At 46.6% G+C, this 14,278-nt stretch carries 10 protein-coding genes, 4 tRNA genes and 2 rRNA genes; 6 read left to right on the forward strand and 10 right to left on the reverse strand.

What is annotated here, in order from left to right; genetic code table 11:
• Window positions 1-153: 153 nt before the first annotated feature.
• On the forward strand, window positions 154-1,794 hold the full coding sequence (locus tag J4N42_RS13275; protein ID WP_252028622.1) for a methyl-accepting chemotaxis protein: 1,641 nt from the start codon (window positions 154-156) through the stop codon (window positions 1,792-1,794).
• Between the two features lie 20 nt (window positions 1,795-1,814).
• On the opposite strand, the gene zntR is transcribed toward J4N42_RS13275, so the two are convergent.
• A complete protein-coding gene (gene zntR / locus J4N42_RS13280; protein WP_252028624.1) occupies window positions 1,815-2,222 on the reverse strand; it encodes a Zn(2+)-responsive transcriptional regulator in 408 nt (135 codons plus the stop codon).
• A gap of 284 nt (window positions 2,223-2,506) precedes the next feature.
• Here zntR and purH point away from each other — a divergent pair, with 284 nt between their 5' ends.
• Together purH and purD are read left to right on the forward strand one after the other, a co-directional pair.
• A complete protein-coding gene (gene purH / locus J4N42_RS13285; RefSeq protein ID WP_252028627.1) occupies window positions 2,507-4,099 on the forward strand; it encodes a bifunctional phosphoribosylaminoimidazolecarboxamide formyltransferase/IMP cyclohydrolase in 1,593 nt (530 codons plus the stop codon).
• A gap of 85 nt (window positions 4,100-4,184) precedes the next feature.
• Window positions 4,185-5,477 (forward strand): phosphoribosylamine--glycine ligase, encoded by a 1,293-nt coding sequence (gene purD, locus J4N42_RS13290; RefSeq protein WP_252028629.1) that lies wholly within the window; start codon window positions 4,185-4,187, stop codon window positions 5,475-5,477.
• A 63-nt stretch (window positions 5,478-5,540) separates the two neighbouring features.
• On the opposite strand, the gene J4N42_RS13295 is transcribed toward purD, so the two are convergent.
• On the reverse strand, window positions 5,541-6,236 hold the full coding sequence (locus tag J4N42_RS13295; protein WP_252028631.1) for a DUF1481 domain-containing protein: 696 nt from the start codon (window positions 6,234-6,236) through the stop codon (window positions 5,541-5,543).
• Between the two features lie 45 nt (window positions 6,237-6,281).
• Entirely contained in the window at window positions 6,282-6,554 is a 273-nt protein-coding gene (hupA, locus tag J4N42_RS13300) for a nucleoid-associated protein HU-alpha (RefSeq protein ID WP_252028633.1), read from the reverse strand.
• Between the two features lie 353 nt (window positions 6,555-6,907).
• On the opposite strand from hupA, the gene J4N42_RS13305 reads away from it, so the two are divergent.
• Window positions 6,908-7,966 carry a CNNM domain-containing protein gene (locus J4N42_RS13305; RefSeq protein WP_252028634.1) on the forward strand — a complete coding sequence of 353 codons (1,059 nt, stop codon included), beginning with the start codon at window positions 6,908-6,910 and terminating at the stop codon, window positions 7,964-7,966.
• A 33-nt stretch (window positions 7,967-7,999) separates the two neighbouring features.
• On the opposite strand, the gene J4N42_RS13310 is transcribed toward J4N42_RS13305, so the two are convergent.
• On the reverse strand, window positions 8,000-8,587 hold the full coding sequence (locus tag J4N42_RS13310; protein WP_252028636.1) for a YjaG family protein: 588 nt from the start codon (window positions 8,585-8,587) through the stop codon (window positions 8,000-8,002).
• 70 nt (window positions 8,588-8,657) lie between these two features.
• Between J4N42_RS13310 and J4N42_RS13315 the strand changes: the two genes are divergently transcribed.
• Together J4N42_RS13315 and J4N42_RS13320 are read left to right on the forward strand one after the other, a co-directional pair.
• Entirely contained in the window at window positions 8,658-9,584 is a 927-nt protein-coding gene (locus J4N42_RS13315; RefSeq protein ID WP_252028637.1) for a D-2-hydroxyacid dehydrogenase, read from the forward strand.
• Window positions 9,584-10,177 (forward strand): uracil-DNA glycosylase family protein, encoded by a 594-nt coding sequence (locus tag J4N42_RS13320; protein ID WP_252028639.1) that lies wholly within the window; start codon window positions 9,584-9,586, stop codon window positions 10,175-10,177. The genes J4N42_RS13315 and J4N42_RS13320 overlap by 1 nt, the downstream gene beginning before the upstream one ends.
• A gap of 215 nt (window positions 10,178-10,392) precedes the next feature.
• Here J4N42_RS13320 and J4N42_RS13325 read toward each other — a convergent pair.
• The 6 genes from J4N42_RS13325 to J4N42_RS13350 form a co-directional block, all read right to left on the reverse strand.
• Window positions 10,393-10,469 (reverse strand) — tRNA-Asp (locus J4N42_RS13325).
• A 41-nt stretch (window positions 10,470-10,510) separates the two neighbouring features.
• Window positions 10,511-10,626 (reverse strand): 5S ribosomal RNA (gene rrf, locus J4N42_RS13330).
• An 84-nt stretch (window positions 10,627-10,710) separates the two neighbouring features.
• Window positions 10,711-13,599 (reverse strand): 23S ribosomal RNA (locus tag J4N42_RS13335).
• Window positions 13,600-13,953: 354 nt separating this feature from the next.
• Window positions 13,954-14,029, reverse strand: a tRNA-Val gene (locus tag J4N42_RS13340).
• A gap of 33 nt (window positions 14,030-14,062) precedes the next feature.
• A tRNA-Lys gene (locus J4N42_RS13345) sits at window positions 14,063-14,138 on the reverse strand.
• 2 nt (window positions 14,139-14,140) lie between these two features.
• A tRNA-Glu gene (locus J4N42_RS13350) sits at window positions 14,141-14,216 on the reverse strand.
• Between the last annotated feature and the right edge of the window lie 62 nt (window positions 14,217-14,278).

The raw sequence follows: 14,278 nt of genomic DNA on the forward strand, positions 1-14,278 counted from the left end.
TTACTTCTACTCCACAAAACCTACACACTTTAAGCAGCAAATACCCACTTCCTCTTCACTACCCAAATAGTCATCTCTCCACTACATTTATTGATAAAGACCACATTAGCCTATTGGTGGCCCGATAAATAACTCCAATGAAAGGGAAGCACTATGAACCAATTTAGCCTGCGCTCGATGTCTATTCAAAAAAGGCTCATCTTGCTGAGCGCTCTTATCACCGCATTGCTGCTAGTACCTCTTTGGTATGTCATCAACCAATACCAAAGTGACTTGATGACCGCCAAACAGCTCAAGACACGCCATCTTGTTGAGTCTGCCCACAGCATGGTCAGTCACTTCCACCAGCAACAAGTCTCCGGAGCAATGACTCAGGAGGAGGCGCAAATGATGGCTAAACAAGCCGTAGAAAAAATGCGCTACGAGGGTAAAGACTATTTCTGGATTAATGACATGCACCCAACCATGGTGATGCACCCAATCAAGCCTGCTCTCAATGGTAAAGATGTCTCGGGTGTGAAAGACCCAACAGGTAAGAAGCTATTTGTTGAGTTTGTAAACGTGGTTAAAGCCAAGAATCAAGGATTCGTGAATTATATGTGGCCGAAGCCAGGTTCAGAAACCGATGTTGAGAAAACCTCTTACATCAAGCTTTTCAAACCTTGGGGATGGATCATCGGCACAGGTGTGTACATTGATGACGTCAACGCACTGGTTTGGGAAAGAATACGTTTAGTAATGGTTGCGCTGGTCATCTCTCTTTCAGTTATGGTTGTCCTTGCCTTGTGGATAAGCCGCAGTATCAGCACCCCTTGTCAGGAGACATTAGATGCCCTAAATGACATCGCAAGTGGTGATGGAGACCTCACCAAGAAACTGTCAGAAAAAGGAAACGACGAACTCTCACACATTGCCATCGCATTTAACCAGTTCACCAATAAAATCCGCTCGATCGTGCTCGACATGACCCCAGTGAGCGAAAACGTCACCTCCGCTGCTGTCGAGTTGAATCATGTCGCACAAGACAGCTCTTCGAAAGCGAATCAACAGCAACAAGCGGTAGATACCGTAGCTTCAGCAATGAATGAACTGCACGCCAGCAACCAAGAAGTCGCTAATGCTGCTCAAAACGCAGCGAATGCCGCTCAGGAAGCCAGTCAGAAAGGCTCGCAAGGTGCAGATGTCATTGTTCAAGCCTCACATCAAATCGATACTCTATCGAGCCAGCTGAGTGAAACAGAAACCAATACACATAAACTCGCACAAGACTCACAAGATGTGGGTACTGTACTGGATGTGATTCGAGGTATTGCAGAACAAACGAATTTACTGGCGCTTAACGCTGCTATCGAGGCCGCTCGAGCAGGAGAACAAGGACGAGGCTTTGCAGTAGTCGCTGACGAAGTAAGAACATTGGCTACTCGTACTCAAGCAAGTACCGATGAAATAGAACAGATTATCTCCAGCCTCCAATCACGGGCAAAAGAAGTCTCTGAATCAATGGCACAAACTCAAGTTCAATCGGCTCAAACCCAAGAACAAGCCGAATTGGCGAAACAAGCTCTCAGTGCCATCGAAGAGCAGGTCAACATTATCTTATCTCTCAATGAGCAAATCGCAGAGGCAAGTTCTCAGCAAACATTGGCCACCGATGAAATCAGCCAAAATCTGACTAGCATTGCTGACAATAGCGCTCAGACTACCTCTCAAGCAGAACAAGTCGCTCAAGCCAGTTCCAACATGATGGACAGCGGTCAGCAACTGCAAGCTAACCTAGGGATGTTTAAAGTCTAATTAGGAAAGATGATGAGGCATCAGGCCTCATCATCTAACGCAGCTAGAATAGAACAGTGACTGGCATCGTCGTTGTCTGCACCACAACATGCATCGTTAATCTTCTTAAGCGCCCCTCGAATACGAGTCAATTCGGAGATTTTCTCATCAATCAGAGCCAGCTTAGCACTCGTGATTGATTTCACTTCAGAGCAGCTATGCTCAGTTGCTTCTAATTTAATTTCCAGCAACTCTTTAATCTCATCCAAGCTCAGGCCTAAATCCTTTGCTTTCAAAATAAAACTGACCTGTTTTTGGTTCTCTTCATTATATAAACGATAGCCAGAATCACTGCGCCCGGCAGGCTGAATCAACAGGTTCTTTTCGTAGAACCGCAGTGTATCTGCCGTCACACCACAGCGCTTTGCCAATTCACCGATCTGAAACATAACTTCCCTTATTAACTATCTCGTTACTTTTTAAGGCTAATAACGACTTTTTCATAAATATTTTTGTGATGCCAAACGATTGCGCGAGCTTTTTTGTAATAAATTAGTTAGAATGTGCGCCATCAAACTCAGAGACTACTTTATAACCAGATTGTACTGGAAAGGTCTTTACCAAAACTGGCCAATATTTTACTCCTCCCTACCAAGAAGAGTAAGAACAAGTTCACTTTTGGCAAATATCTTTATCTTATTTATAAACTCTGTGACATTGAGGAAATGGAAGCATGACTAACGCTCGTCCTATTCGCCGCGCTCTAATCAGCGTATCAGACAAAACTGGTATTGTTGAGTTTGCCCAAGCGCTCGCTAACCGTGGTGTTGATATCCTTTCGACTGGCGGTACTGCTCGCCTACTTGCGGAACAAGGTATTTCAGTAACTGAAGTCTCTGATTACACTGGTTTCCCTGAAATGATGGACGGTCGCGTTAAGACTCTTCACCCTAAAGTTCACGGTGGTGTTCTAGGTCGTCGTGGTCAAGATGATGAAGTGATGGAAACTCACGGCATCAATCCTATCGATATGGTTGTTGTTAACCTATACCCATTCGCAGAAACCGTTGCTAAAGAAGGTTGTACTCTTGCAGACGCGGTAGAAAACATCGATATCGGTGGTCCAACAATGGTTCGTTCGGCGGCTAAAAACCACAAAGACGTAACTATCGTTGTTAACGCTCACGACTACGACCGTGTTATTGCTGAAATGGACGCGAACGAGAAATCTCTAACACTAGAAACTCGTTTCGACCTAGCTATCGCAGCATTCGAGCACACAGCTTCTTACGACGGTATGATCGCTAACTACTTCGGCACTATGGTTCCATCTTACGGTGAGAACAAGGAAGGTGATGAAGAGTCTAAATTCCCTCGCACGTTCAACCAACAGTTCGAGAAGAAACAAGACATGCGCTACGGTGAGAACAGCCACCAAGCAGCCGCATTCTACGTTGAAGCGAACCCTGAAGAAGCGTCTGTTTCTACTGCTCGCCAAATCCAAGGTAAAGCCCTTTCTTACAACAACATCGCTGACACAGATGCAGCACTTGAGTGTGTGAAAGAGTTCGACGAGCCAGCATGTGTGATCGTTAAGCACGCTAACCCATGTGGTGTAGCACTAGGTAAAGACATCCTAGAAGCTTACGACCGTGCGTTCAAAACAGACCCAACGTCTGCATTTGGTGGCATCATCGCATTCAACCGCGAACTAGATGCAGCAACAGCAACGGCTATCACTGAGCGCCAATTCGTTGAAGTTATCATTGCTCCTTCTGTTTCTGCTGAAGCAGTAGAAATCGTAGCGGCTAAGAAAAACCTTCGCCTACTTGAGTGTGGTGAGTGGACAACTAAGACAACTGGCTTTGACGTGAAACGCGTTAACGGCGGCCTACTAGTTCAAGACCGCGACCAAGGCATGGTGTCTGAAGATGACCTTAAAGTAGTTTCTAAGCGTCAACCAACCGCTGAAGAGCTAAAAGACGCACTATTCTGCTGGAAAGTAGCGAAGTACGTGAAATCTAACGCGATCGTTTACTCGAAAGGTGACATGACTATCGGCGTAGGCGCAGGTCAAATGAGCCGCGTTTACTCTGCGAAAATCGCAGGCATCAAAGCGGCAGACGAAGGTCTACAGGTTGAAGGTTGTGTAATGGCATCCGATGCATTCTTCCCATTCCGTGACGGTATCGACGCGGCAGCAGAAGCGGGCATCAAGTGTGTTATCCAACCGGGCGGCTCTATGCGTGATGACGAAGTTATCGCTGCAGCAGACGAGCACGGCATGGCGATGATCTTTACGGGCATGCGTCACTTCCGCCACTAATTTCCTGTTTATCTAAACGATTAGTAATTATCGAGCCTCTCAACTTTGAGGGGCTTTTAAGAATTAAAGACTTAAGGATTGAAACATGAACGTATTAATCATCGGTGCTGGCGGTAGAGAACATGCTTTGGGTTGGAAAGCAGCACAAAACCCAAACGTTGAAACAGTATTCGTTGCGCCAGGTAACGCAGGCACAGAGCTTGAGCCAAAGCTTGAGAACGTAAACATTGGTGTTGAAGCAATTTCTGAACTGGTTGCTTTCGCGCAAGAGAAGAAAATAGAACTAACAATTGTTGGCCCAGAGGCACCACTAGTGATTGGTGTGGTTGACGCCTTCCGTGAAGCTGGCCTACCAATCTTCGGTCCTACAGAAGCAGCAGCGCAGCTAGAAGGCTCAAAAGCATTCACTAAAGATTTCCTTGCTCGCCATAAGATCCCTACAGGTGCTTACGCAAACTTCACAGAGATTGAGCCAGCTATCGCTTACGTTCGTGAGCAAGGCGCTCCAATCGTAGTCAAAGCGGACGGCCTTGCGGCGGGTAAAGGCGTTATCGTTGCGATGACTCTAGAAGAAGCAGAAGACGCAATCAAAGACATGCTAGCGGGCAACGCATTTGGCGAAGCAGGCAGCCGCGTGGTTATCGAGGAGTTCCTTGAAGGCGAAGAAGCAAGCTTCATCGTGATGGTTGATGGCCAAAGTGTTCTGCCGATGGCTACTAGCCAAGATCACAAACGCGTTGGCGATAAAGATACTGGCCCTAACACAGGCGGCATGGGTGCTTATTCTCCTGCTCCAGTAGTTACTCCAGAAATCCACGAGCGCATCTTGGAAGAGGTTATCTACCCAACGGTGCGTGGCATGGATGCGGAAGGTCACCCATACACAGGTTTCTTATACGCTGGTCTTATGATCGATAAAGACGGTACGCCAAAAGTTATCGAGTACAACTGCCGCTTCGGTGACCCAGAAACGCAACCTATCATGATGCGTATGGAGTCTGACTTAGTTGAACTATGTCTAATGGCTATCGACGAGAAACTAGATGAAGCAGAGTCTAAATGGGACCCACGCGCTTCTATCGGTGTTGTTCTGGCAGCTGGCGGTTACCCAGCAGACTACGCAAAAGGTGATGTAATCTCACTACCAGCCAACGAAGTTGAAGGTCAAAAAATCTTCCATGCGGGTACAGCAAACAACGCAGCAGGCGAAGTTGTCACTAACGGTGGTCGTGTTCTGTGTGCAACAGCTCTAGGTAACAGCGTTTCTGAAGCTCAGGAGAAAGCATACGCTCTAGCTAAGCAAGTGAGCTGGAATGGTATGTTCCACCGTAATGACATTGGCTACCGTGCAATTGAACGTGAGCAGCAAGCACAGTAAGCTCTAAAGCTACATACATTAAAAAAGGCGCTGTCGAATAGCGCCTTTTTATTGCATGTTAAATTATTCACTCAGCATGTCAGGCTTCGCTATACACTCGTGATCTTCATCAGCCAGCATCAATAGCTCTTCGACTGTCACTTTACTTAAGCGAGTTTTCCCTAAAAACGCTACATAGCTATCAATCGCCGCTAAACGATTTACTACAAAACTCGGCAACGTTTGGTTGAACTCGATTTTGTCATACACCTGGCCATTACAGGTCTCAAACTTAGAGCCGTCCCAGTAGCCTTGTATCAGCTCCATTCCTTCGCTGTCTTGCTCTTTGGTTACCGTCGCAATGGAATCCGCCTCTTGCTGATAACGAAGCAGCTGCTCTTGAGTGAGGGGAAGCACCTTTCCATCCACTCGATATTGCTGGTACACCGCTTCTCCTTCCTTATTGAAGCGAACATGGACGCGATACGGCACAAGCTTAGTGTTTTGCTTTAACTGTTCACCTTCACGAATCATCTCTCTAACCGTACCATCATCCCAACGGTAGTCGGTTTTATACCAGCCGTAATCACCAGACGATACATAGTCTGCCGCAGAGCTTGGCTGAGTTAGCCTTTCGGTATACCAATAGAAGCTGGTTGCATCTCCCATGGACTGGCCGCCAGTGTAATGGGAAAACTGATCTAAATTTGGGCTAGGGACGGTTGAAGAACAACCTAGGAGTAGAGAAGTGATTAGTGAAGATAAAAAGACTTTGTTCATAAATGGAAATTACGCCGAGATAGAATTACCTCGGCGTAGTTTAAATTATTTCACTGAATCTTTCAGTGCTTTACCCGCTACGAAAGCAGGTACGTTTGCTGCAGCGATTTGGATCTCAGCACCAGTTTTTGGGTTGCGACCTGTACGAGCTGCACGGTGGTTTACTTTGAATGTACCAAAACCAATTAGTTGAACCTGGTCACCCTCTTTAAGTGCGTCAGTTACACCGCCAAGAGTAGCTTCAAGAGCAGCTTTAGCTTGTGCTTTAGATAGATCTGCTTTCTCTGCGATAAAGTCGATTAATTGGGTCTTGTTCATTAGGTTTCCCTTCTTATGTGTTATCGAGTTCAACTCACTCTAATGCATAAATGCCTCATCTGGCAAAGGTTTGTCGCTGATCTTTCGCTTTAATGACGTACTTTTAACCATAATATGAGCATTAACTCACAATTTGTTACCGAATCGGGCTAGTCAATGACTTGTTTTAATTCATAATCACCCCAATTTAATGATCACTGAATGACCGAGAAGCCTGATATTTCGGGGGATTCAGCGAATACAAAATACGCACACCAATAATGCACAGGTATAGCGAAACTCACAAAAGATTGACAAATCAAATGAGTAATAACGCAAAATTGGGTAGTGGTATCACCTATTAAAGGACATTTATGTTGCTGCTAACCATATACGTCTCGATTGCAATTGGCGTATCTTTCATCTGTTCAGTACTCGAAGCAGTGTTGCTAAGTATCACTCCTAGCTACCTAGCGCAAATGCGCCAAAAAGGGCACCCTGCTGCAGATAAACTCAACAAGCTAAAAGAAGACATTGACCGACCTCTTGCTTCTATTCTTACTCTAAACACTATCGCTCATACCATCGGTGCTGCGACCGCAGGTGCCCAAGCTGCCGTAGTATTTGGTAGTGAGTGGCTTGGTGTATTCTCAGGTGTGCTAACTCTGGGTATTCTGGTTCTGTCTGAAATCGTACCAAAAACCATCGGTGCGACATACTGGCGCCAACTAGCTCCAGCGGCAGCAACAACACTACGTTGGATGGTTTGGGCTCTAACACCGTTTGTTTGGTTCTCTGAACAAATTACCAAACGCCTAGCTCGTGGACACGAAGCACCTAAAATGCGCGATGAGCTTTCTGCGATGGCAATGCTTGCAAATGAGAGTGGTGAGTTTGCAGATGGAGAGTCTAAGATCCTAAACAACTTGCTAGGATTACAGGACATTCCAGTAACTCAAATTATGACTCCAAGGCCTGTTGTGTTTCGTGTTGACGCAGAATCAACCATTAACGAGTTTTTAATAGAGCACCGCGACACGCCATTTTCGCGCCCTTTGGTTTACAGCCAAAGCAAAGACAATATTATCGGCTTTGTGCACCGTCTAGAGCTGTTTAAGCTCCAACAGGGTGGTAGCGGTGAGAAACAACTAGGTGCGGTAATGCGTCCTGTTCATGTGCTATTGAACAACCTAACTCTGCCTAAAGCCTTTGATCAGATGATGACTAACCGCCTTCAACTCGCTATGGTGGTTGATGAATACGGTACCGTTCAGGGTATCCTAACTCTCGAAGACATCTTTGAACATTTGCTAGGTGAAGAGATCGTCGACGAAGCTGATAAAGCAACCGATATGCAAGAACTGGCGTTCGAACGCTGGGAAAAGTGGAAGAAGACCCACGGTGTAATCGAAAGTAGAGACGAAGAAGAATAATAAAAGGGGAGCTAACTGCTCCCCTTTTCAATTCTATAATGTGACGCCGATATTGCTGACCGCTTCATCACGTAATTCTTGGCGAAGATCTTTGATTAAATCAATATCTCTTTCCACCGCTTCACGTAGTGGCCTAAAGATCGCCCACTGCACATCCCACTCAGCACAAACAGCTTCATTTGACTTCTGTGTATCATTAGTCACTTCTTCACCGGTTTGGGCTTCTTCTAGTTGAGCGACCGTCACTACCGATTGTTGACTGACTTTCTGCATGCTTTCGTATAGATCATCTCGATCTAACAAACCATGCAGTAACGTCGACAAACCTACACACGCATCGATAGCTGGGTAAACACCATAGAAGTCGAATTCTTCAGAACTAGGAATAATCTCTTCCAACTTCTCAAGTTGACGCTCAAAGTTTACTTTGGCGTTCTTTACCGTCAACAGTTCCCAGACACTATCGAGAATATCTCGGTAGATACGTGCTTCTGCGAATTCTGTATTCTCACAAAACATGGCATAGTTAGGGTACATACGCTCACATAAGCACGCCATAAAGGTAATCTGTTGCCAAGGTTCAAACTTCTCAAGACGAACCTGAAGAGGATTCTGTAGCATAGTCACTCGATCGTTGCAGAAAAAGACAGCGGAAGTGTACTTGATAACCAACAGGGAAAAAAGCAAGCGAATGAATAATTTCTCTCATAAGCTCTATATTCTTACAGAGCAAGACCAAACTTATATCCGCGAGTTAGAAAAGCACGCTCTACCAGACTTAGAGATAACCTCAGATCGCTCACAAGCTACGATTCTTCTAGCATCTCCTCCTCTCGTAGCAAAGCACCTAGAAGAATTTCCCCAGCTAGAGTGGCTACAATCCGTGTATGCTGGTATTGACGCTTTAACGAAACCTGAACTGCGTAACGATTACGAACTCACTAATGTAAAAGGGATCTTTGGTCAACAGATCTCCGAATATGTGTTGGGCTACACTATTTCGCATTATCGTCATTTCAACACTTATCAAGAGCAGCAAAAGAGTAAACAATGGCAGCCGCACAGCTATTCCTCCCTGCAAGGAAAACAAATGGTGATATTGGGTACTGGCTCTATTGGCAGCTTTCTAGCGAAAACAGCCAATGCATTTGGAATCAAAACCATCGGTCTTAATCGGACCGGTATTCCTGCCAAAGATTCTCCATTTGTCGATACCTATCACATACATGAGTTAGCAACAGCACTTACCAATGCAGATATCATCGTAAACACACTTCCTGCGACCAACGACACTGTTGGCTTACTTGATCTCGAAAGCCTAAATAGCTGCCATAACGCAATACTGTTCAACGTAGGTAGAGGGCAAACTGTGGATCTGGCCGGGTTGTTAGCCGCAATCAAGAACCAAAATATTGCACACGCATTTTTGGACGTCTTTAGCAAAGAACCAATAGAAGGTGAATCAGAGCTATGGGATAACGAAAAGATTACTATTACACCGCATATTGCAGCGAGTAGCTTCCCTTATCAGGTTGCTGAGCAGTTCAAGGACAACTACCTGCGTTGGCGTGACGGCTTTAAACTCAACAATTTGGTCGACTTTTCCCGAGGTTACTGATGCTTGACCAGTTACTTAGCCAAATACAACAGTGCCAAACCTGTACACACCACTTAGATTTAGGCCCAAATCCAGTTGTACAAGCGTCAAGTACCTCAAAACTTCTTATCATAGGTCAAGCACCAGGGCTAAAAGTCCATCAAACTTCAATACCATGGAATGACCCAAGCGGTGACCGCTTAAGGAACTGGTTACAGTTAGACAAGAGCGACTTCTATGACAGTAGCAAGATCGCTATTGTTCCCATGGGTTTTTGTTACCCAGGGAAAGGCAAAAGTGGTGATCTTCCACCTAGGCCCGAATGTGCTCCCTTGTGGCATAAGAGATTGCTAGATCTAATGCCACAGGTAGGAATGACACTACTCATCGGGCAATATGCACAAAACTATTATCTCGCAGATAAACCAAGTACTCTGACTGAAACAGTTAGAAACTGGCAGCATTGGGCACCAAAGCAAATACCAATGCCTCACCCCTCCCCAAGAAATACACTCTGGCTCAAGCGTAACCCTTGGTTCGAACAAGAGGTTGTCCCCTACATAAGGGCATACGTACATCAATACTTAGAAAAGGACGAATCTAAGTCACGGTAGTAGAGCACCGTACCACATAAAACAGATCAACTTCTTCAGAATAGGTCTCTCTATAAGGGAAACCAAGTGCTCGACACTAAAAAGCCCAGTCTTTTGACTGGGCTTTTCTACATAGCCTAACCGACAGAGTGACAACTCTATGTTGGTAACTCGCTACTTCTATTTGCTCCAAATACAAAAAGACCTCAGCATTCCTGCTGAGGTCTCGAAATAAATGGCGGAGTGGACGGGACTCGAACCCGCGACCCCCGGCGTGACAGGCCGGTATTCTAACCAACTGAACTACCACTCCGCAGTGGTATCACTCGCCTGAGCAAGTGTCCAAAATTTAAAGCCTGGCGATGTCCTACTCTCACATGGGGAAGCCCCACACTACCATCGGCGCTATTGCGTTTCACTTCTGAGTTCGGCATGGAATCAGGTGGGTCCACAACGCTATGGTCGCCAAGCAAATTCTTAATTCGGAAAGCTGTTTCGTTCTACACTACATTCAATGTTCTTATCTGAGTCCATCAAAACCCCTTGGGTGTTGTATGGTTAAGCCTCACGGGCAATTAGTACAGGTTAGCTCAACGCCTCACAACGCTTACACACCCTGCCTATCAACGTTCTAGTCTCGAACAACCCTTTAGGACGCTTAAAGCGCCAGGGAAGACTCATCTCAGGGCTCGCTTCCCGCTTAGATGCTTTCAGCGGTTATCGATTCCGAACTTAGCTACCGGGCAATGCGTCTGGCGACACAACCCGAACACCAGAGGTTCGTCCACTCCGGTCCTCTCGTACTAGGAGCAGCCCCCTTCAATCTTCCAACGCCCACGGCAGATAGGGACCGAACTGTCTCACGACGTTCTAAACCCAGCTCGCGTACCACTTTAAATGGCGAACAGCCATACCCTTGGGACCGACTTCAGCCCCAGGATGTGATGAGCCGACATCGAGGTGCCAAACACCGCCGTCGATATGAACTCTTGGGCGGTATCAGCCTGTTATCCCCGGAGTACCTTTTATCCGTTGAGCGATGGCCCTTCCATACAGAACCACCGGATCACTATGACCTGCTTTCGCACCTGCTCGAATTGTCATTCTCGCAGTCAAGCGGGCTTATGCCATTGCACTAACCTCACGATGTCCAACCGTGATTAGCCCACCTTCGTGCTCCTCCGTTACTCTTTGGGAGGAGACCGCCCCAGTCAAACTACCCACCAGGCACTGTCCTCAACCCAGATAATGGGTCTAAGTTAGAACATCAAACATACAAGGGTGGTATTTCAAGGATGGCTCCAACGATACTGGCGTACCGTCTTCAAAGCCTCCCACCTATCCTACACATGTAGGCTCAATGTTCAGTGCCAAGCTGTAGTAAAGGTTCACGGGGTCTTTCCGTCTAGCCGCGGGTACACTGCATCTTCACAGCGATTTCAATTTCACTGAGTCTCGGGTGGAGACAGCGTGGCCATCATTACGCCATTCGTGCAGGTCGGAACTTACCCGACAAGGAATTTCGCTACCTTAGGACCGTTATAGTTACGGCCGCCGTTTACCGGGGCTTCGATCAAGAGCTTCGACCGAAGTCTAACCCCATCAATTAACCTTCCGGCACCGGGCAGGCGTCACACCGTATACGTCATCTTACGATTTTGCACAGTGCTGTGTTTTTAATAAACAGTTGCAGCCACCTGGTATCTGCGACTCTCAATAGCTCCATCCGCAAGGGACTTCACCGTCAAGAGCGTACCTTCTCCCGAAGTTACGGTACCATTTTGCCTAGTTCCTTCACCCGAGTTCTCTCAAGCGCCTTGGTATTCTCTACCCGACCACCTGTGTCGGTTTGGGGTACGATTCCTTACAATCTGAAGCTTAGAGGCTTTTCCTGGAAGCATGGCATCAATGACTTCACTACCGTAGTAGCTCGACATCGTGTCTCAGCCTTAAAAAGAGCCGGATTTACCTAACTCTTAAGCCTACGCACTTGAACCTGGACAACCGTCGCCAGGCCACCTAGCCTTCTCCGTCCCCCCATCGCAATTGTAAGAAGTACGGGAATATTAACCCGTTTCCCATCGACTACGCCTTTCGGCCTCGCCTTAGGGGTCGACTTACCCTGCCCCGATTAACGTTGGACAGGAACCCTTGGTCTTCCGGCGAGGAGGTTTTTCACCCCCTTTATCGTTACTCATGTCAGCATTCGCACTTCTGATACCTCCAGCAGGCTTTACAACCCACCTTCAACGGCTTACAGAACGCTCCCCTACCCAATGCGATAAATCGCATTGCCGCAGCTTCGGTGTATAGCTTAGCCCCGTTACATCTTCCGCGCAGGCCGACTCGACTAGTGAGCTATTACGCTTTCTTTAAATGATGGCTGCTTCTAAGCCAACATCCTAGCTGTCTAAGCCTTCCCACATCGTTTCCCACTTAGCTATACTTTGGGACCTTAGCTGGCGGTCTGGGTTGTTTCCCTCTCCACGACGGACGTTAGCACCCGCCGTGTGTCTCCCGGATAGTACTTACTGGTATTCGGAGTTTGCAAAGGGTTGGTAAGTCGGGATGACCCCCTAGCCTTAACAGTGCTCTACCCCCAGTAGTATTCGTCCGAGGCTCTACCTAAATAGATTTCGGGGAGAACCAGCTATCTCCAGGTTTGATTGGCCTTTCACCCCTAGCCACAAGTCATCCGCTAATTTTTCAACATTAGTCGGTTCGGTCCTCCAGTTGATGTTACTCAACCTTCAACCTGCCCATGGCTAGATCACCTGGTTTCGGGTCTATATCCAGAAACTCGACGCCCAGTTAAGACTCGATTTCTCTACGGCTCCCCTAATCGGTTAACCTTGCTACTGAATATAAGTCGCTGACCCATTATACAAAAGGTACGCAGTCACACCACGAAGGTGCTCCTACTGCTTGTACGTACACGGTTTCAGGTTCTATTTCACTCCCCTCACAGGGGTTCTTTTCGCCTTTCCCTCACGGTACTGGTTCACTATCGGTCAGTCAGTAGTATTTAGCCTTGGAGGATGGTCCCCCCATATTCAGACAGGATATCACGTGTCCCGCCCTACTCGATTTCACTGATTATGATGTGTCGGTTACGGGGCTATCACCCTGTATCGCGAGACTTTCCAGACTCTTCACCTGCATCATTAAAAGCTTAAGGGCTAATCCAATTTCGCTCGCCGCTACTTTCGGAATCTCGGTTGATTTCTACTCCTCCGGGTACTTAGATGTTTCAGTTCCCCGGGTTCGCCCTGTTAACCTATGTATTCAGTTAACAGTAACTGCTTATGCAGTTGGGTTTCCCCATTCGGAAATCCCAGACTCAAGTGGTTTTTACTACCTAATCTGGGCTTATCGCAAGTTAATACGTCCTTCATCGCCTCTGACTGCCAAGGCATCCACCGTGTACGCTTAGTCACTTAACCATACAACCCGAAGGGGTCTTTACGTATGGCAAACAACCAAGGTGTTGTCTCTCATTATTTGAATGAGCGAGAGACATTCGATTTTGCCGGACTCAAATATGAATAACTCGAAAGTTATTCCCAAGAACACTTGAATGTGTGTTGGTACCTACATCTCTAAGAGACATAGGATTTGAGAACTTTTATTTAGATAACAATCAATCAAATTGTTATCTGTCAGCTTTCCAAATTGTTAAAGAGCATGTTTCTCGTTAGAGAACATTTTCTAAAGACTTTCGGAGGCGTCAAAAATCCGAACCATCAGCAATATTTTGTTGTGGTTTGGACAATGAATTTCCAAAAATATTTAGAGAATGGTGGGCGATACCGGGCTCGAACCAGTGACCCCCTGCTTGTAAGGCAGGTGCTCTCCCAACTGAGCTAATCGCCCACTAAAAGTTTTAATTCCTTCGTGGAGAAAGAATGGTGGGTCGTGCAGGATTCGAACCTGCGACCAATTGATTAAAAGTCAACTGCTCTACCAACTGAGCTAACGACCCAATGGTATCCCGTAGGGGAGTCGAACCCCTGTTACCGCCGTGAAAGGGCGGTGTCCTAGGCCTCTAGACGAACGGGACACTAGTGCGAAATGTCTTGGGGGACATCTCTATCTCTTAAACTTCTTAAACCATATCAATCT

It is taken from the genome of Vibrio sp. SCSIO 43135, assembly GCF_023716665.1.
Classification (GTDB): Bacteria; Pseudomonadota; Gammaproteobacteria; order Enterobacterales; family Vibrionaceae; genus Vibrio; species Vibrio paucivorans.

Bases quoted from the DNA above. Each gene is read 5' to 3' on its own strand.
- J4N42_RS13275 (WP_252028622.1), top strand. From the start codon at position 154: ATGAACCAATTTAGCCTGCGCTCGATGTCTATTCAAAAAAGGCTCATC.
- zntR (WP_252028624.1), bottom strand. From the start codon at position 2,222: ATGTTTCAGATCGGTGAATTGGCAAAGCGCTGTGGTGTGACGGCAGAT.
- purH (WP_252028627.1), top strand. From the start codon at position 2,507: ATGACTAACGCTCGTCCTATTCGCCGCGCTCTAATCAGCGTATCAGAC.
- purD (WP_252028629.1), top strand. From the start codon at position 4,185: ATGAACGTATTAATCATCGGTGCTGGCGGTAGAGAACATGCTTTGGGT.
- J4N42_RS13295 (WP_252028631.1), bottom strand. From the start codon at position 6,236: ATGAACAAAGTCTTTTTATCTTCACTAATCACTTCTCTACTCCTAGGT.
- hupA (WP_252028633.1), bottom strand. From the start codon at position 6,554: ATGAACAAGACCCAATTAATCGACTTTATCGCAGAGAAAGCAGATCTA.
- J4N42_RS13305 (WP_252028634.1), top strand. From the start codon at position 6,908: ATGTTGCTGCTAACCATATACGTCTCGATTGCAATTGGCGTATCTTTC.
- J4N42_RS13310 (WP_252028636.1), bottom strand. From the start codon at position 8,587: ATGCTACAGAATCCTCTTCAGGTTCGTCTTGAGAAGTTTGAACCTTGG.
- J4N42_RS13315 (WP_252028637.1), top strand. From the start codon at position 8,658: ATGAATAATTTCTCTCATAAGCTCTATATTCTTACAGAGCAAGACCAA.
- J4N42_RS13320 (WP_252028639.1), top strand. From the start codon at position 9,584: ATGCTTGACCAGTTACTTAGCCAAATACAACAGTGCCAAACCTGTACA.